Genomic DNA, 18,408 nt, shown 5'->3' on the forward strand with positions numbered 1-18,408 from the left:
TCCTAGTACGCGAACGAGAGGTGGTCCGACGGGGCCTTCCGGCCCGGTTCCGCCCCCTCGGGGTGGTCGGTGTCGGCGGGCGGATCCTCGTCGTCGTGCGGCGGGTCCAGCGGGCTGTGCAGGTTCGGCCCCTTGATCACGTACCGCCGGAGCAGGAAGAACCACAGCAGGTACAGCGTGCCGTAGACCGCGGCGAAGGTGAGGAGGGAGAACGCCATCATGGTGACCGAATGGCCGGAGACGGCCTGGCCCACCGTGAGCCGGATCGTCGGGTCGCCGTTCGGGTTGGGCACGACCACCCAGGGCTGGCGGCCCATCTCGGTGAACACCCAGCCGGAGGTGTTGGCGAGGAAGGGCGTGGGCAGCGCGATGAGGCAGATCCGGCTGAACCACTTCTGGTTCGGGACGCGGCCGCGGCGGGTGACCCACAGGCCGGCCAGCGCCAGCACGCCCGAGCCGATCGACCAGCCCATCATGGCGCGGAAGGCCCAGTAGGAGACGAAGAGGTTGGGGCGGTAGTCGCCGGGGCCGAACTTCTCGACGGCCTCGGCCTGCAGCTCGGTGACGCCCTTGAGCGTCGAGTTGGGGTCGCCGTTCGCGAGGAAGGAGGTCACGTAGGGCACCTGCAGCACGTGGGTCACCGATTCGCAGTTGTTGTGCGTACCGATGGTGAGCAGCGAGAAGCTGGCGCCGGTCTCGGTGTGGCAGAGGGATTCCGCCGAAGCCATCTTCATGGGTTGCTGCTCGAACATGAGCTTGGCCTGCGCGTCGCCGGTGATGCCGAGGCCCACGGCGGAGGCGATCATGACCCCGAGGCCGAACCGCGTGACGGGGCGCATCGACTGCGCCAGCTCGATCGCGTCCGGATCGCCCTTGCGCATGCCGCGCACCATCCACCAGCCGCCGATCGCGGCGACGAAGGTGCCTGCGGTGAGCCACGCGCCGAACACGGTGTGCGGGAAGGCCGCGAGGGTGGTCGAGTTGGTGAGCACCTCCCAGATGCTCGTGAGCTCGGCGCGGTTCTTCTCCGGATTGAAGGTGGCGCCCACCGGGTGCTGCATCCACGAGTTGGCGGCGATGATGAAGAAGGCGGAGGCGTTCACGCCGAGCGCCACCAGCCAGATGCAGCCCAGGTGCACGATCTTCGGCAGCCTCGTCCAGCCGAAGATCCACAGGCCGAGGAAGGTCGACTCCATGAAGAAGGCGACGAGGCCCTCGAGCGCGAGCGGCGCGCCGAAGACGTCGCCGACGAACTTGCTGTACTCGCTCCAGGCCATGCCGAACTGGAACTCCTGCACGATGCCGGTGGCCACGCCCAGGGCGAAGTTGATGAGGAAGAGCTTGCCGAAGAAGTTGGTGGCCTTGAGCCAGGCCTGCTTCCCGGTCACGAGCCAGATGGTCTGCATCGTGGCGACCATCGGCGCGAGGCCGATGGTCAACGGCACCAGGATGAAGTGCATCACCGTGGTCATGCCGAACTGCCACCGCGCGATGTCCAATGCGGTCATAGGTGCTCCCTGGGCCGAGGGGTCGGGGCGGCGTCGTCGCCACCCCTCCTACTACGGTCAGTAGTAATTACTACCGATGGTAGTAGATAGCCCGGTCGATCCCAAGTGTTGAGACGCAGCACACGTCGCACCGGGGGCCGACCCGGCGTGTCCACCGTAGGCCGGTGCGCCGCGTCCGGGGCGGCTCGCCACGAATCCGTCGCCGCTCCGCGCTCACTCGAGGGCGACCGCGGACCGTCGTTCGACGCGACGCTGATGCGCGACGCTGGCGGCGACCACGATCACCGCGAGCGCGGTGGAGAGCCCGACGGCGCTGCGCTGGTCCGGATCGACGATCATCGCGACGATGACGAAGACGATGAAGGCGATCACCGCGTAGGTGGCCCACGGGAAGAACCACATGCGCAGCGGCGACGGGGTGGTGGCCCGCCGGCGCAGCGCGATCTGACTGACGGCGATCACCAGGTAGACGAAGAGCGCGACCGCGCCGGTGGTGGCCAGGAGATAGCCGAAGAGCTTCTCCGGCAGCACGTAGTTGCCGATCACCGCGAGGAAGCCGAGCAGCATGGACGCCAGCACCGAGACGGCGGGGACCCCGCGCTTCGTGGTGCGGCCCGCGCGGCGCGGGGCGTCGCCGCGCTGCGCCAGCGAGTACAGCATCCGGGACGCGGTGTAGAGCGCGCTGTTGAGGCAGGACGCGACGGCCACCAGCACCACCACGTCCATGATCCCCGCGGCGGCCGGGATGTTCATCGCCTGCAGCACCGCCTGATACGAGCCCGTCGCCGAGTCGAGCGTGTTCCACGGCACCAGGGCGACGACCACGAAGATCGACCCGATGTAGAACAGGCAGATCCGCCAGACCACCGAGTTCACGGCCTTGGTGATGCCCTTCGCCGGCTCCGGCGACTCGGCCGCCGCGATCGTCACGATCTCCGAGCCCATGAACGTGAACATGGTGGTGAGCATCGCGGCGATCACCGCCGACACCCCGTTCGGCAGGAAGCCGCCGGTGTCCCACAGGTGATGGATGCCCGACACCCCCGATCCGGGCAGCAGCCCGAAGATCGCGAGCGCGCCCAGAACCAGGAAGGCCGCGATCGCGAGCACCTTGACCAGCGCGAACCAGAACTCGAACTCGCCGTAGTTGCCCACCGAGAACAGGTTGGTCACCGTCAGCAGGACCACCACAAGCAGCGCCCACGACCACTGCGGCCCGCCCACCGTCTTCGACAGGATCACGGCGGCGGCGGTCGCCTCGACCGGGATCACCAGGACCCAGAACAGCCAGTACAGCCACCCGATGCTGCACCCCGCCCAGCGGCCCAGCGCCCGGTCCGCGTACGTGGAGAACGAGCCGGTATCGGGGTGCGCCGTGGCCATCTCGCCGAGCATGCGCATCACGAGGATCACCAGGAGGCCGGCGAGGCTGTAGGAGATCAGCACCGCCGGGCCCGCGAGTTTGATCGCGTTCGCCGAGCCGACGAAGAGTCCGGCGCCGATGACGCCGGCGATCGAGATCATCGTGATGTGCCGGGGTTTGAGGCTGGTGCCGAGCTGATCGCCCTCGGTGCCCGGATCTGCTTGCGTGCTCATCCTCGGACGCTATGCCCGTCGGGGCGCCGCCGCAGCCCGTGCCCGGATTGTCCGGAAGGACTAGGGGGTGTTCGCGATCCCCGCCTCGATGAGGGACCGCACGGTCGCATCCATGGGCGCGTCGGGCAGCGCGCGACCGTCGAGCGTGTGCACCCGCGCGCACAGCGTGATCGACGAGACCAGCCACACCCCGTCGTTCATGACCAGGTCCACCGGGAAGATCGGCTCGATCGCGGTCTTGACGCCCTTGTCCTCCGCGGCGTCGAACAGGGCCCGCGCGGTGGTGCCGGGCAGGATGCCCTGCTCCGCCGGCGGCGTGACCAGCGTGCGCCCGCGCGCGATCACGACGGTGGCGCGCGGCGCCTCGAGGATCCGCCCCTCGCTGGAGGTGAAGATGACGTCGTCGACGCCCTGCTCGGCGGCGTACCGCGCGGCGGCCATGTTCACCGCGTAGGAGAGGGTCTTGGCGCCGAGCAGCAGCCACGGCGCTTCGGTCCCGAGGCGGGCCGAGTAGCCACGGTTGAGGGTGATCGCCGAGATGCCCTCGGCGCGCGCGGTGCGAGCGCGCTCGGGCACCGGGCCGACGGTGACGTACGCCGTGGGCGTTCCCGGATCGGACTCGCGGCCGCGGGTGTAGACCAGCCGCAGCGCGCCCTCGGCGCCGCCCGCCTCCTCCCCGTAGAGCATCGCGGCGCGCTGCATCGCGGCCCACCACGCGCCGTCGTTCGGGGCGGGCAGGCCGAGCGCGGCGGCCGAGCGGGCGAGGCGGTCCAGGTGAGCGCGCCCCTTGAGTGGCGCACCGTCGCGCACCAGGACGGTCTCGAAACAGCCGTCGCCGCGCACGGCGCCGAGGTCGTCGGCGTACAGCAGGGGCGCGTCGGACGCGCGCACGGAACCGTCCAGGGTGACCACCACGGAAGCCATGGCGGCAACAGTATTCGACGCCCCGGAGCGCCGCGAGCGGGGCGGGCGTAAGCTCGGGGCGTGCCGATTGAAGAACATTCCACGTCCGGCATCATGAATCCCGAGGGCACGCCGGATACCGGTGTGACCTGGCATTTCGGGGATCCCTTCGGGGAGCAGCGGGCGGCCGAACGGGGCGCGGCGGTGATCGATCGCTCGCATCGCCGCGTCATCACCCTCACCGGTTCCGAACGCCTGTCCTGGCTGCACTCGATCACCAGCCAGCACCTCACGCACCTGCCGGACCGCACCGCCACCCAGAACCTCAACCTGGACGGCAGCGGCCGGGTGCTCGATCACTTCCACCTCATCGACGTCGACGGCACCACCTACCTCGACACCGAGCCCGCCGCGCTCGCGCCGAAGGAGGCGCCGCTCAGCCCGGACCTCGGGACCTACCTGCAGCGCATGGTCTTCCGGTCCGACGTGCAGGTGCAGGCGCGCGACGATCTGGCCGTGCTCACCGTGATCGGACCCGACGCCGAGACCGTCGCCGCGCAGGTCGACGGCGTCCGCCGCACCGAGCCGGGCGAGGTCAACCTGATCGTGCCGCGGGCGGGTCTGCGCGCCGCCTTCGACGCGATCGTGGCCGCGGGCGCCCGCCCGGCGGGCACGTGGGCCTACGAGGCCCGACGGGTCGCCGCCGCCCGCGCCCGGCAGGGCGTCGACACCGACGTCAAGACCATCCCGCACGAGGTGGACTGGATCGACACGGCCGTGCACCTGGACAAGGGCTGCTACCGCGGGCAGGAGACCGTCGCGCGGGTGCACAACCTGGGGCGGCCCCCGCGCCGCCTGGTGCTGCTGCACCTCGACGGCTCCGCCGATGCCCGGCCCGCGACGGGCGACCCGGTGACGCTGGACGGGCGCACCGTCGGGCGGCTCGGCACCGTCGTCGAGCACGCCGACTACGGCCCCATCGCCCTGGCCCTGATCAAGCGGTCGATCCCCGACGACGCGAAGCTCGACGCCGGCGGCGCGGCCGCCGCGATCGACACCGAGGTCACGCCGTCGGCGGACGGCGGGGAACAGGCCGGACGGTCCGCGGTCGACCGGCTGCGCGGTCGGTGACGCCGACCAGGGTCGTCGCCGTCTGCGTCGTCGGCGAGGAGCGGCGGCTCGATCCGCGCAAGCCGGAACAGCGCACCGCCATCGACAAGCGGCCCGCCGAGGGCCCCGTCGCCGTGGGCCCGCTGGGCCCGGTGACCGATCACGTCTGCGACACCCGGCACCACGGCGGCGAGGAGCAGGCCGTCTACGCCTACTCCGAGCACGAGGCGCGGCGCTGGGCGGAGGAACTCGGCCGCGACCTCCCGCCGGGCTGGTTCGGCGAGAACCTGCGCCTCGACGGCGACACGACCGACCTCGTGGTCGGCACCCGGCTGCGGGTCGGTGCCACGCTCGAGCTCGAGGTGACGATCCCCCGCACCCCGTGCCGCACCTTCGCGCTGTGGTCCGGCGAGGACGACTGGCTGGCGCGGTTCCTGGCCCGCGGTGATTCGGGCGCCTACTTCCGCGTCGTGACCCCCGGCCCCGTGGCCGCGGGCGACCCGGTCGCCGTGGCGGCGGTCCCGGAGCACGGCGCGACCGTGCGAGACCTGTTCCGCGCGACGCGGCCGGACCGGCTGCGGGCCCTCCTCACGGCCGATGACCTGCCCCCGAAGGTCGAACGGGACGCGACGAAGGCCCTCAAACGCGCCGTCTGACACCCGGGCGGCAGCACTCTCGGCGAGAGCACGCTAAACTGGACGGCAGGAAGAATTACTACACGGAGAAAGGGGCCGCCACCCACCGGTTGATCCGGTAGCTGGCCGCCCCTTCATTGCGCAAGGGGGTCCCCCATGGGCCGCGGCCGGGCAAAGGCGAAGCAGACCAAGGTTGCACGGGAGCTGAAGTACAGCACCCCGAGTACCGACCTGAAGAGGCTGCAGGACGAGCTGGCGGGTGGCGTGACCGACGAGGCCGACGTTCTCGCCACACACCCCGAATGGAGCGACATCGCGAGCGACCCGTACCGCGAGGATGAGTGGCGCCGCGCCTGACGCGGCCGCACCTCCCCGCTCGCACCCGCCGTTGGGCACCGTGACCCCCGGGTCACGGTGCCTACGGCGTTCCTAGAACTTCGGGTGCGAGCCGCTCAGCACCGCACCGGCAGAGGCACCGTCGGACTTCTTGATCGTCCCCAGGACCCAGCTGTCGATGTGGCGCGCGGTGAGCACGGCCAGCGCGCGGTCCACGTCCTCGGGCGCGACGATCGCGACCATGCCGACGCCCATGTTGAAGGTCTTCTCCATCTCGGCCTGCTCCACGCGGCCGCGCTGGGCGATGAGCGCGAAGACGGCCGACGGGCTCCACGTGTTGCGGTCCAGCTCGGCGACGAGGCCCTCGGGGATCACGCGACCCAGGTTGGCGGCGAGCCCGCCCCCGGTGACGTGGCAGAAGGTGCGTACCTGCGTCTCCTGCGCGAGCCGCAGGCAGTCGAGGGCGTAGATGGCGGTGGGCTCGAGCAGCTCCTCGCCGAGGGTGCGGCCGAACTCCTCGACGTAGCCGCCGAGGTCCATGTGGCCCCAGTCGAGCAGCACCTTGCGGGCCAGGCTGTAGCCGTTGCTGTGCAGGCCGGAGCTCTTCATGGCGATCACCACGTCGCCGGCCCGCACGTTGTCCGGGCCGAGCACCTCGTCGGCCTCGACGACGCCGACGCCGGTCGCGGAGAGGTCGTACTCCCCCTCGGCCATGAGGCCGGGGTGCTCCGCGGTCTCGCCGCCCAGCAGGGCGCAGCCCGCGCGGACGCAGCCCTCGGCGATGCCGCCGACCAGTTCGGCGACGGTCTCCGGGACCACCTTGCCGACGGCGATGTAGTCCTGCAGGAACAGCGGCTCGGCGCCCGTCACGACGAGGTCGTCGACGACCATCGCGACCAGGTCGATGCCCACGGTGTCGTGCTTGCCCAGGGCCTGCGCCACGGCGATCTTGGTGCCGACGCCGTCGGTCGACGCGGCGAGCACGGGCTCGCGGTACTTCTTCAGCGCGAACAGGCCGGCGAAGCCGCCGAGGCCGCCGAGGACCTCGGGGCGGGTCGCGCGCTTGGCGTGCGGCTTGAAGAGCTCGACGGCCCGGTCACCGGCCTCGATGTCGACTCCTGCAGCGGCGTACGAGGCACCCTGCGGCGGGTGGGTGTTGGAATCCGTCACGGATCCATAGGCTACCGGACCGGGAGCCCGCGGGCGTCCGGCGGAGTCGACGACCCCGCCGGGACGCGCGCGCTCAGGGGCGGCGCAGCGCCGAGGCGTTGGCGTTCTCGGCCTGCAGCGGGTCGCCCTGCGTGCCCGCCTTGAGCACGTTCTCCAGGACCGCCTTGCCCATCGACGTCGACTCGGGCAGCGGGATGGGGTAGACCCCGTCGAAGCAGGCCCGGCACATGGACTCCCCGGCGTGCTCGGTGGCCGCGGTCATCTCGTCGAGCGAGATGTAGCCCAGCGAGTCGGCGCCGATCGCGGCGCGCACCGACTCGACCATGGCCTCCATGGAATCGGCGCCGCCGCCGTTCGCGATGAGCTCGGCCGGGGAGGCGAAGTCGATGCCGTAGAAGCAGGGCCACTTCACCGGCGACGAGGCGATGCGCACGTGGATCTCGGCGGCGCCGGCCTCGCGGAGCATCCGGATGAGCGCGCGCTGGGTGTTGCCGCGCACGATCGAGTCGTCGACCACCACGAGCCGCTTGCCGCGGATCACCTCGCGCAGCGGGTTCAGCTTGAGGCGGATGCCCAGCTGGCGGATGGTCTGGGAGGGCTGGATGAAGGTGCGGCCGACGTAGGCGTTCTTCATCAGGCCCTGGCCGTAGGGGATGCCCGATTCCTGGGCGTAGCCGACGGCCGCGGGCGTGCCCGACTCGGGCACCGGGATCACCAGGTCGCCCGCCGCGGGGTGCTCCCGGGCCAGGCGGCGGCCGATGTCGACGCGGGTGGAGTGGACGGAGCGGCCCTGGATCACCGAATCCGGCCGGGCCAGGTAGACGTACTCGAAGATGCAGGTCTTGGGGGTGGGCTCGGCGAACCGGGTGGACCGCACGCCGTCCTCGTCGATGGCGAGCAGCTCGCCCGGCTCGATGTCGCGCACGAAGGAGGCGCCGACGATGTCGAACGCGGCGGTCTCGGAGGCGACGACCCAGCCGCGGTCGAGGCGGCCGAGGGACAGCGGGCGCACCCCGTGCGGGTCGCGCGCCGCGTACAGCGTGTGCTCGTCCATGAAGGTGAGGCAGAAGGCGCCCTTGACGGTGGGCAGCAGCTCCATCGCCGCCTGCTCCAGCGTGCGGTCGGCGGCGGCGTGCGCGAGCAGCGCCGTGAGGATGTCGGAGTCGGAGGTGGCGCTGCCCGCCCGGCGCGTGCCCGCGACACCGAGTTCGGCGGCGCGCTCCGCCAGCTCCGCGGTGTTGACCAGGTTGCCGTTGTGGCCGAGCGCCACGCCGTTGCCGGCGCTGGTGGTGCGGAAGATCGGCTGGCTGTTCTCCCAGGTGGTGGAGCCGGTGGTCGAGTAGCGGCAGTGGCCGATGGCCACGTGGCCGGGCATCGAGCTCAGCGTCTGCTCGTCGAACACCTGGCTGACCAGCCCGAGGTCCTTGAAGACCAGCACCTGCTGGCCGTCGCCGACCGCGATGCCGGCGGCCTCCTGGCCGCGGTGCTGCAGGGCGTAGAGGCCGTAGTAGGAGAGCTTGGCGACGTCCTCCCCGGTGGCCCAGACGCCGAAGACGCCGCACTCCTCCCGGGGCTCCTGCTCCTCACCGTCGTCGAGCGGGGCGCTGGTGTTGACGACGCTGAGCGGAAGCTGCTGCACGGCTGACTCCTGGGGCTGGGGGCGTGGCCTGATCCGATTGTAGGACCGATCCGCCAGCGGAAACGAATCGCCGAGTAGGTTTCTTCCCGAACGTGACGGGAGGCGCGGGCCCTCCGCCGAGGAGGGGAAGCACATGAACGGACCATCGGGGCGCCGGCCGGCGCTGCTCGTCGCGGCCGTCGCGGTCGCGACCGTCGCCTCCGGCTGCGCCACGACGGTGGCCGGAACGCCCGTGGCCGGCGAGGCGGCCATCAGCTCGCCCGCGTACTCCCCCGGTCCGGACGCCCCGGTGGAGGCACCGTCGAACGGCGCCCCGAACCTGGCCCAACTCGCGGGCACGTGGACCGGTACGTACGTGTGCAACCAGGGCGAGACCGCGCTGACGCTGACCCTCGTCGACCCCGCCGCCGGCGCGTCGCGGTTCGACTTCGGCGCGTCGCCGAGCAACCCCGGCGTGCCCACGGGCTCGTACTCGGTGACGATGTCGCTCGACGGTGCCGACCTCATCCTCACGCCGACGGCCTGGATCGACCGGCCCGGCGCCTACGAGATGGTGGGCCTCCGGGCGACCGGCCCGATCAACTCGGCGACGGCGGTCCTCACCGGCACCGTCGCCTACCAGGGGTGCACGACCTTCGAGGTGCGCAAGCGGGTGACGCCCTGATGGCGAAGCCGATCGATCCGGCGCAGATGCGGGCGGCGGTGCTCGCGGTCCGGGAGTGGATCACCGACGACGACGCGCCCGATCCCCCGCGGGCCGCGATCGCCGCCGCGGTCCGGTCCACGGCCCGCACCCTCGCGCAGGACGCGCCGGGCGGGTCCGTCGAGGTGCGGGTGCCGCCGTTCGTCGCCGTGCAGTGCATCGAGGGCCTGCGACACACCCGGGGGACGCCCCCGAACGTCGTGGAGTGCGCGCCCCGCGTGTGGCTGCGGCTCGCGACCGGCCTGCTCACCGTCGACGCGGCGACGGAGGCCGCCGACCTCGCGGCCAGCGGCTCCCGCGCGGGCGAGATCGCCCGCTACCTGCCGATCCTGCGGCTGTAGCAGCCCCGGGCGGGCTACTTCGCCGCGCGCACCTTGTCGACGGCCCTGGTCAGGGTCTGCGCGAAGGCGGCGCGGTCGAGGCGCCCGCCCTGCGAACCGGACGCGGTGACGACGACCGTGAGGCCGCGCACCTGCGAGACGCCCTCGACCTGGTTGACCACGACCTTGCGCTCCTTGCCGGGCTTCCCGTCCTTGCCGCGCACGGTGACGGTGCCCGAGCCCTGCGTGGCGATCACCATCGCGCCGGCGGGCACGCCCGGCACGGACGCGCGGGTGACCTTGATGGTGATGTGCGCCTCGGCCGGAACCTGCTCGTTCGGCTCCAGCTCGACGGTGACGTCGCTGCACGCGTTCAGCATGTCGGCGTTCGTGCCGACGGCGCGCGGCGAGATCACCTCGACGAGGCCCGTGGTGGTGCGGTCGCTGAAGGCGCTGACCATCGGGAGGTCGCCGGCCTTCTGCTGCAGCGCGGGCGTGATCTTCGGGGCGCACTCCGCCGGCGTGACCTTGAGGTTCTTCGCGAACTGGTTCAGCGGGGCGATCATCTCGAGCCGCTCGGCCACCGACAGCGGCATGACCTCGTACCCGGCGGGGAACTCGCCGTCGGCGAGCAGCAGCTGATCGACGGAGGTCGACGGTGCGCCGGGATCGGCCTGGGCGACGGCCGTGGGGACGACGAGGGCGGCGACGGCCGCACCGACGGCCAGGGTGTTGCGGAGGGTACGCACGTGGGAGCTCCTAGCTCTGGATCTGCAGTGTCGAAGACACTGTTCGCGATCACACTCTAGACAGCCGATGTTGCGATCGCGAAGCCGGTCCCGATGCCCTGAATCGGCCCCGCGCGTCGCGCCGCTTCTGCAAAGCTGCGAGCCATGGGTGCCGATGTCGATGCCAGGGTGTTCACGCGCGAGGACCGCATGCGGTTCCGGCGCCAGGTCCAGCGGGGTACGGACGCCATCGCCCGGATGCTGGCCGAGGGGCTGTTCACGGACGACGGCGCGCCGCCGGAGCCGCTGCTCGGCATGGAGGTGGAGCTGAACCTCGTCGACGACGAGATGGCGCCGGCGATGGCGAACGCGGAGGCGCTGGACGCCATCGCCGACCCGGACTTCCAGACCGAGCTGGGCCAGTTCAACATCGAGATCAACGTGGCGCCGAGGCCGTTCGTCGATCAGAGCACCGAGAACCTCGAAGACTCCCTGCGCGAGTCGCTGAACCGGGCCGACGAGCGCGCCCGCGCCGCCGGCTCGAACCTGGTCATGATCGGGATGCTGCCGACGCTCGAGGAGGAGCACTTCGGCAAGCAGTGGTTCTCGGCGAACCCGCGCTACGACCTGCTCAACGAGCAGGTGTTCGCCGCCCGCGGCGAGGACATCGAGATCGACATCGAGGGCGCACCGCTGCCCGGCGCGATGGTCGGCGAGCGGCTCGACATCACGTCGGACACGATCCTCCCCGAGGCCGCGTGCACGTCGCTGCAGCTGCACCTGCGGGTGGCCCCGGAGGACTTCGCGGCGCACTGGAACGCGGCGCAGGCCATCGCGGGCGTGCAGGTGGCGATCGCCGCGAACTCGCCCTTCCTCGCCGGGAAGGCGCTGTGGCACGAGACCCGCATCCCGCTGTTCGAGCAGGCCACCGACACCCGGCCCATCGAGCTGCGCAATCAGGGTGTGCGCCCGCGGGTGTGGTTCGGCGAGCGGTGGATCACCTCGACGTTCGACCTGTTCGAGGAGAACACCCGCTACTTCCCGGCGCTGCTACCGGTGTGCAGCGACGTCGACCCGCTCGAGGTGGTCTCCCGCGGCGAGTCGCCGGAGCTGCCCGAGCTGCGCATGCACAACGGCACCGTCTACCGCTGGAACCGGCCCGTCTACGACGTGGTCGACGGGCACGCCCACCTGCGTGTGGAGAACCGGGTGCTGCCCGCGGGCCCGACGGTGGTGGACACCATGGCGAACGCCGCCTTCTACTACGGCGTGGTCCGCGCGCTGGTCGAGGCCGACCGCCCCATCTGGACCCGGATGAGCTTCGACGCGGCCACCGAGAACCTGCACTCCGGAGCCCGCGACGCCTTCGACGCCGGCCTGTACTGGCCGAACGTGGGCTGGATCCGGCCCGACGAGCTGGTGCTGCGCCGCCTGCTCCCGCTCATGGACTCCGGCCTCAAGGCCTACGGCGTGGGCTCGAAGTCGCGCGAACGGTACATGCAGGTGCTCGAGGGCCGGTGCATCCAGCGCCAGACCGGCTCGTCGTGGCAGCGGCAGGCCGTCGCGAACCGCGAGGCCGCGGGCGAGTCCCGCGAGCAGGCGCTACGCGGCATGCTGGCGGACTACGTGCAGCTCATGCACGAGGGGAACCCGGTGCACACCTGGGAGGTGTGAGCGCCCGGCGGGCGGCACGAGCGATCAGCGGCGCAGCACGAAGAAGAACGGCGGCACGTCGCGCAGGTCCATGACGCCCAGCAGGGTCGCCTCGTCGACGCGACGGAAGTGGTCGTTGATGGGCAGGGCGTCGTAGCTCATCGTCGCGGTGACGACGCCGCGGTGCTCCATCATCCGCAGCCGCGCACGGGGTTTCGCCGTCCGCACCAGCCGCAGGCCGCGGCGGGCCAGGGGCGCGGTCGCGGTGAGCAGGCCCCGCGGCAGCCGCATCGACGGACCGAGCGGCATCGCGGCGGGGTTCACCGGATACGGGCCGCGCGGACCGTCGAAGACGAGCGGCTGCACGTCGTCGGCGGAGGCGAACCGCTTGCCGTGCCAGCCGTAGAGCTCGAGCAGCCCGTCCATGGGATGGCCCGTGCCGAGGCCCTCGCCGCGCCAATCGCCGAGGATGTCGGCCACCTGCACCGCGGGGAGCGCGTCGTAGAGCGCGAAGGCCTCGGTCGCGGTACCCGCGGACTGCAGTCGGGCCAGCTCCGCCGCAGGCGCTCCGGGTGTCGTGGTCATCGATCCTCCTCGTCGGTGCCGCCGCCCCGACGGCCGTCGCCCCGACGGTACGCGCTCAGCCTCCGAGCAGGTGCACCAGCGCGTCGTCGATCGCCGGATAGCGGAAGGAGTGGCCCCGCTGCTCCAGGACGGCGGGCCGCACCCGCTGGGAGGCGAAGGCGAGGTCGTCGGCGCCCTCCCGGCCCAGGAGGAGCGCCGGACCGAACGCGGGAACGGGCAGCAGGGTCGGCCGGTGCACCGCCCGGCCGAGGGCCCGGGTGTACGCCGCGTTGCGGACCACGCCGGGCGCCACGGCGTTGACGGGGCCCGCCAGCTCCGTGTCCCACAGCGCGCGGTGGTAGACGTCCACGAGGTCGTCGATGCTCACCCACGGCTGCCACTGCCGGCCGTCGCCGAGCCTGCCGCCGAGGCCGGCCCGGAACAACGGCAGCAACAGCTTCAGCGTCCCGCCCTGCGGCGCCTGCACGATCCCCGTGCGCACCGTGACGACGCGGGTGTCCTCCCCTGCGCCGTCGTGCGCGGCGGCCTCCCACCGCTGCACCAGGTCCGAGAGGAAGTCGCCCCGCGCGGGCGCGGCCGACTCCTCGGTCAGCACCTCGTCGCCGCGGTCGCGACCGTAATGCCCGACGGCGGAGGCGCTCACGAACACCGGCACCCCGGCCCGCGCGGCGGCGCGGGCGAGCAACCGGGTCGGCTCGATCCTGCTCGCCGCGATCCGCTCCTTGTGCGCCGCCGTGAAACGGCCCGCGATGCTCGCCCCCGCGAGGTGGACGACGGCGTCCACGCCCTCCAGGACGGCGGGATCCGGCGACTCCGGATCCCAACGGCGTTCGTCGTCCGACTGCGGCGCACCGCGGACGAGCCGCAGCACCCGGTGCCCGCCGGTGCTGAGGAAGGCGGCGAGGTCGGTCCCCACCAGCCCCGACGCGCCCGTGACGGCGATCGTGGAGGGCTCCAGCCCCGCGTCGGCCGCCCGACGGTGCGCGGCGAGGTCCCCGGCCAGGCGTCGGTACCGGAAGGCGATCACCTCGGAGAGCAGCCGCTCGGGCACGGGGGTGTGCACCTCGTCGGTCACCCGGGTCCGGTGCGCGTCGACGGGCTCGAAGCCGTGGACATGCCGCCACGGGAACAGGCCGGCGGGCAGCGAGCGCACGCCGTCCGCGGCCACCTCGTCGACGAACCGCCGCCCGGGCACGTACTCCGCCGGATCGTGCGCGGCGTGCCACTGCAGCCCCCCGGGCAGGTCGATCACGGTCACCCCGTCGGCGAGGGAGGTCGCCTGGGAGCGGAGCCGCATCGGCAGCCAGGGCGCCTGGAGGCGAGCGAACGCCCCGGGGCGGGAGAACCAGTCGAAGACCTGGTCGACGGGTGCATCGACGACGGCGGATCCGTGTATTCCCATGGCTCCACGCTAACCCCGCCGCGCCGCGGACACACCGTGGGAAATCTCTCCGCCTCCGTTCCCATCCGCCCGCGCCGCGGCTCCGAATGACGGATATGAACGATGCGAACAGACGCTTCGCCGTGATCGGGAGCGGGGTCAGCGGGCTCGTGGCCGCGCACGAGCTCAGCAGGTCCGCCCGGGTCACGCTCTACGAGCGCGACCCGCGCCTGGGCGGCCACGCGCACACGCACACCGTGGACCTCGGTCTCGGGACGCCGGTCCAGGTGGACTCGGCCTTCCTCGTGCACAACGACCGCACGTACCCCGTCCTGCGCCGCCTGTTCGACGAGCTCGGGGTCGCGACCCGCGACGCGGAGATGAGCATGTCGATCCGCGACGACGTGCGCGGCATCGAATTCGCCGGCGGCAAGGGGATCCGCGGCCTCCTGCCCACGAAGCGGCACGTCACCGACGCCGGCCACGTGCGGCTCCTCGCCGAGGTGCCGCGCTTCCACCGCCGCGCCCGGCGCCACCTGCGCGACGGCGGGCCGGAGCTGACGCTCGGCGAGTTCGTCGTCCGCGAGGGCTTCAGCGACCGCCTCGTCGAGGGCTTCCTCCGCCCGCTGGTCGCGGCGGTGTGGTCGTGCCCGCCCGACGGTGTCGACGCCTACCCCGCCCGCTACCTGTTCCGGTTCCTCGCGAACCACGGCATGCTCTCGGTCGGGCACTCGCTGCAGTGGCGCACGGTCGTCGGCGGTTCCGCGCGGTACGTCGAGAAGATCGCGGCGGGCATCGCCGACGTGCGGGTCGGGACCGGGGTCCGCGGTCTGGCGCGGACGGACCGGGGCGTGCGGATCGTCGACGAGACCGGGGCGACGGAGGAGTTCGACGGTGCCGTGGTGGCCGTGCACCCGCACCAGGCACTCGCGCTCCTCGACGCACCGACCGCGCGCGAACGCGAGCTCCTGGGCGCGATCGGCTACACGCCGAACCCCGCTCTGCTGCACACGGACACCTCGCTGCTGCCGCGCACCGAGAACGCCCGCGGGTCGTGGAACTACCTGGCCGCGCAGGACGGGCGGCGGGTCTGCGTGACCTACGACCTGAACCGGCTCATGGGCCTGCCCCGCGGCGGGGAGACCGCCCTGGTGACGCTCGGCGGCGCGGACCTGGTCGATCCGCGCCGCGTGCTCGCCGAGTTGGATTACGAGCACCCCGCGTTCACCACGGACTCGGTGACGGCGGCGGAGCGGTTGGGCGAGATCTCGGGCCCGGTGGTCGCGTTCGCCGGCGCCTACCACGGCTGGGGCTTCCACGAGGACGGCGCGGCGTCGGGCCTGCGGGCGGCCGGCCGGCTGGCAGGAGGCGCCCCGTGACCGCGCCCGCGATGTACGACACCGAGATCGGCCACTTGCGCCGCTCCCCCGTCGAGTACGGGTTCCGCCACCGGAGCGCGAGCTGGTTCATCGACGTCGACGCGCCGCCGCGGGTCCCGCGGTGGCTGCGCCCGCTGGTCTCGTTCCGGGCCGCCGATCACCTGTCCCCCGTCGCCGACGGCGCCGATACGCTCCGGGGCCGCGTCGAGCAGACGCTCCGCGCGCACGGCGCCGAAGTCCCCGGAGGGTCGATCACGGCGCTCCTCAACGCGCGGTGCCTGGGCTACGTCTTCGACCCGCTGACGGTCTTCTGGTGCCACGACGCCGCGGGCGAGGTGCGCGCGATCGTCGCCGAGGTGCACAACACCTACAGCGGACGCCACGCCTACGTGCTGGGGCCCGCGGCGCAGTCCGGCGCGTCGGCGGCCAAGGCCTTCTACGTCTCCCCGTTCCATCCGGTGGACGGCGTGTACCGGCTCCGGATGCCCGAGCCCGGGGCGGAGCTGTCCATCGACGTGGTGCTCGAGCGACCCGGCAAGGCGCCCTTCACCGCCCAGTGGCGGGGCACCCGTAGAGCCGCCACCCCGGCGCGCGTGCTCCTGGCGCAGCTGCGCGCCCCGCTCGTGCCGCTGCTCGTCGCCGTCCGGATCCGCCGGCACGGCATCCGATTGTGGGCCTCCGGCCTGCCGCTCGTCCCCCGCCCCGGATCCACCGACCAGAAGGCGCACCCGTGACCGTCGAACTCGCACCCCGCAGCTCCCGCGTCGGCCACCTCGACGTCCCCGTCCCCACCGGGCTGCGCGCCCGAGTCCTCGGCCNCCGCGCTCGCGACCGCCGGCGCCCCCGTCCCCGCGGGCCCGGCGATCGTGCTCCACGACCCGGATGCCGTGCACCGCAGGATCGGCACGTCCCGGCTCATCGGTTTCGGCGAGGCCTACGTGGCCGGCGAGTGGGACTCGCCGGACCTGGTGGCGGCGCTCACCGCCCTCGCGGAGCGGATGCCCGACCTGGTGCCGCAGTGGCTGCAGGCGGTACGACGGGTCGCCGCGACCGCCCGGCCCGGCACCGAGGTCGGCACGCCCGATCACGTGCAGGACAACGTCTCCCACCACTACGACCTCTCCAACGAGTTGTTCGCGCGGTTCCTCGACGAGACCCTCACCTACTCGAGCGCGCTGTTCTCCCCGGTGGAGATCCCGGACGGCGCGCCCGGCGTGACCCGCGCCGGAGACCCCGGCCGGCCGCATTGGCCCGCGCTGGCGGATGCGCAGCGCGCCAAGATCGATCGCCTCCTCGATGCGGCGGGAGTCGGCCCCGGCACCCGCCTGCTCGAGATCGGAACCGGCTGGGGCGAGCTCTGCCTGCGCGCCGCGGCCCGGGGCGCCGTCGTGCGCTCGGTGACCCTGTCGACGGAGCAGCGCACCCTCGCGCTGGAGCGGATCGCCGCGGCCGGGCTCGCCGATCGGGTGCAGGTCGACCTGCTCGACTACCGCCGCATCGACGGCGTGTACGACGCGGTCGTCTCCGTCGAGATGATCGAGGCCGTCGGCGCCGCGCACTGGAACGAGTACTTCGGGACGCTGGCGCGGCTCGTCGCTCCGCACGGCCGGATCGCGGTGCAGGCGATCACGATGCCGCACGACCGCATGCTCGCCTCGCTGCGCACGTACACGTGGATCCAGAAGTACGTCTTCCCCGGCGGGATGCTGCCGTCCACGGAGGCCGTTGCCGGGTCCGCCCGCACGGCGGGCCTCGCCGTTCGCTCCCGGCACCGGTTCGGCGCGCACTACGCCCACACCCTGCGCCTGTGGCGCGAACGCTTCCTCGCGGATCCGGACAGCTTTCCGCCGCCCGCGGACTCGCCGGAGTTCCGGCGACTGTGGGAGTTCTATCTCGCCTACAGCGAGGCCGGTTTCGCGTCGGGCTACATCGACGTGCAGCAGATCGTGCTCGCGCCGGAGGCCTCCCGATGAGCGGCTTCCTCCTGGTCACCGTCGTCTCGCTGGCGGCCCTGGCCGCGGTCCAGGCGATCACCTTCCTCGTGGGGCGCCGCATCGGGCGCTACAACGTGGTCGACGTGGCGTGGGGCGCGGGCATCGTCGCGGTCGCGTGGATCGCGCTCGCGCTCGGCGGCGGGGATCGCCTGCGCGCCCTGATCATCGCCGCGATCGTCACGGTGTGGGGCGTGCGCCTGTCCTGGCACATGTGGGTGAAATCCGCCGGCAAGGGCGAGGATCCGCGCTACACCGAGATGCTCGATCGGGCCGGCGGCGGGACCGCGACCGTGATCCGCAAGGTCTTCGTGGTGCAGGGCGCCGCGCAGTGGTTCGTCTCGCTGCCGGTGCAGGTGTCGGCCGTGACCGGCGCGACGACCGCACCGTGGACCTGGGTGCTCGGCGCCGGTGTCCTCCTGGCCGCGATCGGCATCGGTTTCGAGGCCGTCGGCGACCACCAGCTGCGCGCCTTCAAGGCCGATCCGGCGCACCGCGGTCGCATCATGGACCGCGGTCTGTGGGCCTGGACCCGCCATCCCAACTACTTCGGCGACGCCTGCACGTGGTGGGGTATCTGGCTGATCGCGGCCAGCGCCTGGCCGGGCGTGCTCACCGTCCTCTCCCCCGTCCTGATGACCTACTTCCTCGTGTTCGCGACCGGTGCCCGGCTGCTGGAGCGGTTCATGGCCGACCGTCCCGGCTGGGCCGAGTACGCCGCGCGCACATCCTTCTTCGTCCCNCGNNGTACGTTACCGGCTCCCGGCGATC

Annotated in this window: 18 protein-coding genes; 10 read left to right on the top strand and 8 right to left on the bottom strand. The window is 72.4% G+C overall.

Going from position 1 to position 18,408, the window contains the following annotated elements; genetic code table 11:
* Positions 1-2 precede the first annotated feature (2 nt).
* The 3 genes from ACNAYW_RS06500 to ACNAYW_RS06510 all read right to left on the bottom strand — a co-directional run bounded on the left by ACNAYW_RS06500 (position 3) and on the right by ACNAYW_RS06510 (position 4,028).
* Positions 3-1,508, bottom strand: coding sequence for a cytochrome ubiquinol oxidase subunit I (locus tag ACNAYW_RS06500; RefSeq protein ID WP_415848898.1), 1,506 nt, complete (start codon positions 1,506-1,508; stop codon positions 3-5).
* 213 nt (positions 1,509-1,721) lie between these two features.
* Positions 1,722-3,104, bottom strand: a complete 1,383-nt coding sequence (locus ACNAYW_RS06505; protein WP_415848899.1) for an amino acid permease — start codon at positions 3,102-3,104, stop codon at positions 1,722-1,724.
* Positions 3,105-3,164: 60 nt separating this feature from the next.
* Complete coding sequence (locus tag ACNAYW_RS06510; protein WP_415848900.1) at positions 3,165-4,028, bottom strand: aminodeoxychorismate lyase; 864 nt, start codon at positions 4,026-4,028, stop codon at positions 3,165-3,167.
* Positions 4,029-4,121: 93 nt separating this feature from the next.
* On the opposite strand from ACNAYW_RS06510, the gene ygfZ reads away from it, so the two are divergent.
* The 3 genes from ygfZ (at position 4,122) to ACNAYW_RS06525 (ending at position 6,109) form a co-directional block, all read left to right on the top strand.
* Positions 4,122-5,138: a CAF17-like 4Fe-4S cluster assembly/insertion protein YgfZ gene (ygfZ, locus tag ACNAYW_RS06515; RefSeq protein WP_415848921.1), complete on the top strand. Its 1,017-nt coding sequence runs from the start codon at positions 4,122-4,124 to the stop codon at positions 5,136-5,138.
* Entirely contained in the window at positions 5,135-5,773 is a 639-nt protein-coding gene (locus ACNAYW_RS06520; RefSeq protein WP_415848901.1) for an MOSC domain-containing protein, read from the top strand. Before ygfZ ends, ACNAYW_RS06520 begins: the two co-directional genes overlap by 4 nt.
* A 135-nt stretch (positions 5,774-5,908) precedes the next feature.
* Positions 5,909-6,109 (top strand): DUF3073 domain-containing protein, encoded by a 201-nt coding sequence (locus tag ACNAYW_RS06525; protein WP_415848902.1) that lies wholly within the window; start codon positions 5,909-5,911, stop codon positions 6,107-6,109.
* A gap of 72 nt (positions 6,110-6,181) precedes the next feature.
* Here ACNAYW_RS06525 and purM read toward each other — a convergent pair whose 3' ends face one another.
* A complete protein-coding gene (gene purM, locus ACNAYW_RS06530) occupies positions 6,182-7,258 on the bottom strand; it encodes a phosphoribosylformylglycinamidine cyclo-ligase (RefSeq protein ID WP_415848903.1) in 1,077 nt (358 codons plus the stop codon).
* 73 nt (positions 7,259-7,331) lie between these two features.
* On the bottom strand, positions 7,332-8,897 hold the full coding sequence (gene purF / locus ACNAYW_RS06535) for an amidophosphoribosyltransferase (protein ID WP_415848904.1): 1,566 nt from the start codon (positions 8,895-8,897) through the stop codon (positions 7,332-7,334).
* A 133-nt stretch (positions 8,898-9,030) separates the two neighbouring features.
* On the opposite strand from purF, the gene ACNAYW_RS06540 reads away from it, so the two are divergent.
* Both ACNAYW_RS06540 and ACNAYW_RS06545 read left to right on the top strand, forming a co-directional pair.
* Positions 9,031-9,561: a hypothetical protein gene (locus ACNAYW_RS06540; RefSeq protein ID WP_415848905.1), complete on the top strand. Its 531-nt coding sequence runs from the start codon at positions 9,031-9,033 to the stop codon at positions 9,559-9,561.
* Positions 9,561-9,941 carry a sterol carrier family protein gene (locus ACNAYW_RS06545; RefSeq protein WP_415848906.1) on the top strand — a complete coding sequence of 127 codons (381 nt, stop codon included), beginning with the start codon at positions 9,561-9,563 and terminating at the stop codon, positions 9,939-9,941. Before ACNAYW_RS06540 ends, ACNAYW_RS06545 begins: the two co-directional genes overlap by 1 nt.
* Before the next feature lie 14 nt (positions 9,942-9,955).
* Here ACNAYW_RS06545 and ACNAYW_RS06550 read toward each other — a convergent pair whose 3' ends face one another.
* Positions 9,956-10,669 carry a hypothetical protein gene (locus ACNAYW_RS06550; protein ID WP_415848907.1) on the bottom strand — a complete coding sequence of 238 codons (714 nt, stop codon included), beginning with the start codon at positions 10,667-10,669 and terminating at the stop codon, positions 9,956-9,958.
* A gap of 144 nt (positions 10,670-10,813) precedes the next feature.
* Between ACNAYW_RS06550 and ACNAYW_RS06555 the strand changes: the two genes are divergently transcribed.
* Positions 10,814-12,322, top strand: coding sequence for a glutamate-cysteine ligase family protein (locus ACNAYW_RS06555; RefSeq protein ID WP_415848908.1), 1,509 nt, complete (start codon positions 10,814-10,816; stop codon positions 12,320-12,322).
* Positions 12,323-12,346: 24 nt separating this feature from the next.
* On the opposite strand, the gene ACNAYW_RS06560 is transcribed toward ACNAYW_RS06555, so the two are convergent.
* Both ACNAYW_RS06560 and ACNAYW_RS06565 read right to left on the bottom strand, forming a co-directional pair.
* Positions 12,347-12,886, bottom strand: coding sequence for a DUF4334 domain-containing protein (locus ACNAYW_RS06560; RefSeq protein WP_415848909.1), 540 nt, complete (start codon positions 12,884-12,886; stop codon positions 12,347-12,349).
* Between the two features lie 55 nt (positions 12,887-12,941).
* Positions 12,942-14,288, bottom strand: coding sequence for a TIGR01777 family oxidoreductase (locus ACNAYW_RS06565; RefSeq protein WP_415848910.1), 1,347 nt, complete (start codon positions 14,286-14,288; stop codon positions 12,942-12,944).
* 95 nt (positions 14,289-14,383) lie between these two features.
* Between ACNAYW_RS06565 and ACNAYW_RS06570 the strand changes: the two genes are divergently transcribed.
* The 4 genes from ACNAYW_RS06570 to ACNAYW_RS06585 form a co-directional block, all read left to right on the top strand.
* Positions 14,384-15,646: an NAD(P)/FAD-dependent oxidoreductase gene (locus ACNAYW_RS06570; RefSeq protein WP_415848911.1), complete on the top strand. Its 1,263-nt coding sequence runs from the start codon at positions 14,384-14,386 to the stop codon at positions 15,644-15,646.
* Positions 15,643-16,380, top strand: coding sequence for a DUF1365 domain-containing protein (locus tag ACNAYW_RS06575; protein ID WP_415848912.1), 738 nt, complete (start codon positions 15,643-15,645; stop codon positions 16,378-16,380). The genes ACNAYW_RS06570 and ACNAYW_RS06575 overlap by 4 nt, the downstream gene beginning before the upstream one ends.
* 264 nt (positions 16,381-16,644) lie before the next feature.
* A complete protein-coding gene (locus tag ACNAYW_RS06580) occupies positions 16,645-17,619 on the top strand; it encodes a class I SAM-dependent methyltransferase (RefSeq protein ID WP_415848922.1) in 975 nt (324 codons plus the stop codon).
* Positions 17,616-18,379: DUF1295 domain-containing protein (locus ACNAYW_RS06585; protein ID WP_415848913.1), on the top strand; the 764-nt coding region annotated here is incomplete at its 3' end. The genes ACNAYW_RS06580 and ACNAYW_RS06585, both read left to right, overlap by 4 nt.
* Positions 18,380-18,408: the final 29 nt, after the last annotated feature.

It is taken from the genome of Tsukamurella ocularis (assembly GCF_965138335.1).
Taxonomy (GTDB): Bacteria; Actinomycetota; Actinomycetes; order Mycobacteriales; family Mycobacteriaceae; genus Tsukamurella; species Tsukamurella ocularis_A.

What these genes read in the sequence shown, in the direction of transcription:
- ACNAYW_RS06500 (WP_415848898.1), bottom strand. Translation starts at nt 1,508, where the DNA reads ATGACCGCATTGGACATCGCGCGGTGGCAGTTCGGCATGACCACGGTG.
- ACNAYW_RS06505 (WP_415848899.1), bottom strand. Translation starts at nt 3,104, where the DNA reads ATGAGCACGCAAGCAGATCCGGGCACCGAGGGCGATCAGCTCGGCACC.
- ACNAYW_RS06510 (WP_415848900.1), bottom strand. Translation starts at nt 4,028, where the DNA reads ATGGCTTCCGTGGTGGTCACCCTGGACGGTTCCGTGCGCGCGTCCGAC.
- ygfZ (WP_415848921.1), top strand. Translation starts at nt 4,122, where the DNA reads ATGAATCCCGAGGGCACGCCGGATACCGGTGTGACCTGGCATTTCGGG.
- ACNAYW_RS06525 (WP_415848902.1), top strand. Translation starts at nt 5,909, where the DNA reads ATGGGCCGCGGCCGGGCAAAGGCGAAGCAGACCAAGGTTGCACGGGAG.
- ACNAYW_RS06540 (WP_415848905.1), top strand. Translation starts at nt 9,031, where the DNA reads ATGAACGGACCATCGGGGCGCCGGCCGGCGCTGCTCGTCGCGGCCGTC.
- ACNAYW_RS06545 (WP_415848906.1), top strand. Translation starts at nt 9,561, where the DNA reads ATGGCGAAGCCGATCGATCCGGCGCAGATGCGGGCGGCGGTGCTCGCG.
- ACNAYW_RS06555 (WP_415848908.1), top strand. Translation starts at nt 10,814, where the DNA reads ATGGGTGCCGATGTCGATGCCAGGGTGTTCACGCGCGAGGACCGCATG.
- ACNAYW_RS06560 (WP_415848909.1), bottom strand. Translation starts at nt 12,886, where the DNA reads ATGACCACGACACCCGGAGCGCCTGCGGCGGAGCTGGCCCGACTGCAG.
- ACNAYW_RS06565 (WP_415848910.1), bottom strand. Translation starts at nt 14,288, where the DNA reads ATGGGAATACACGGATCCGCCGTCGTCGATGCACCCGTCGACCAGGTC.
- ACNAYW_RS06570 (WP_415848911.1), top strand. Translation starts at nt 14,384, where the DNA reads ATGAACGATGCGAACAGACGCTTCGCCGTGATCGGGAGCGGGGTCAGC.
- ACNAYW_RS06580 (WP_415848922.1), top strand. Translation starts at nt 16,645, where the DNA reads ATGCCCGACCTGGTGCCGCAGTGGCTGCAGGCGGTACGACGGGTCGCC.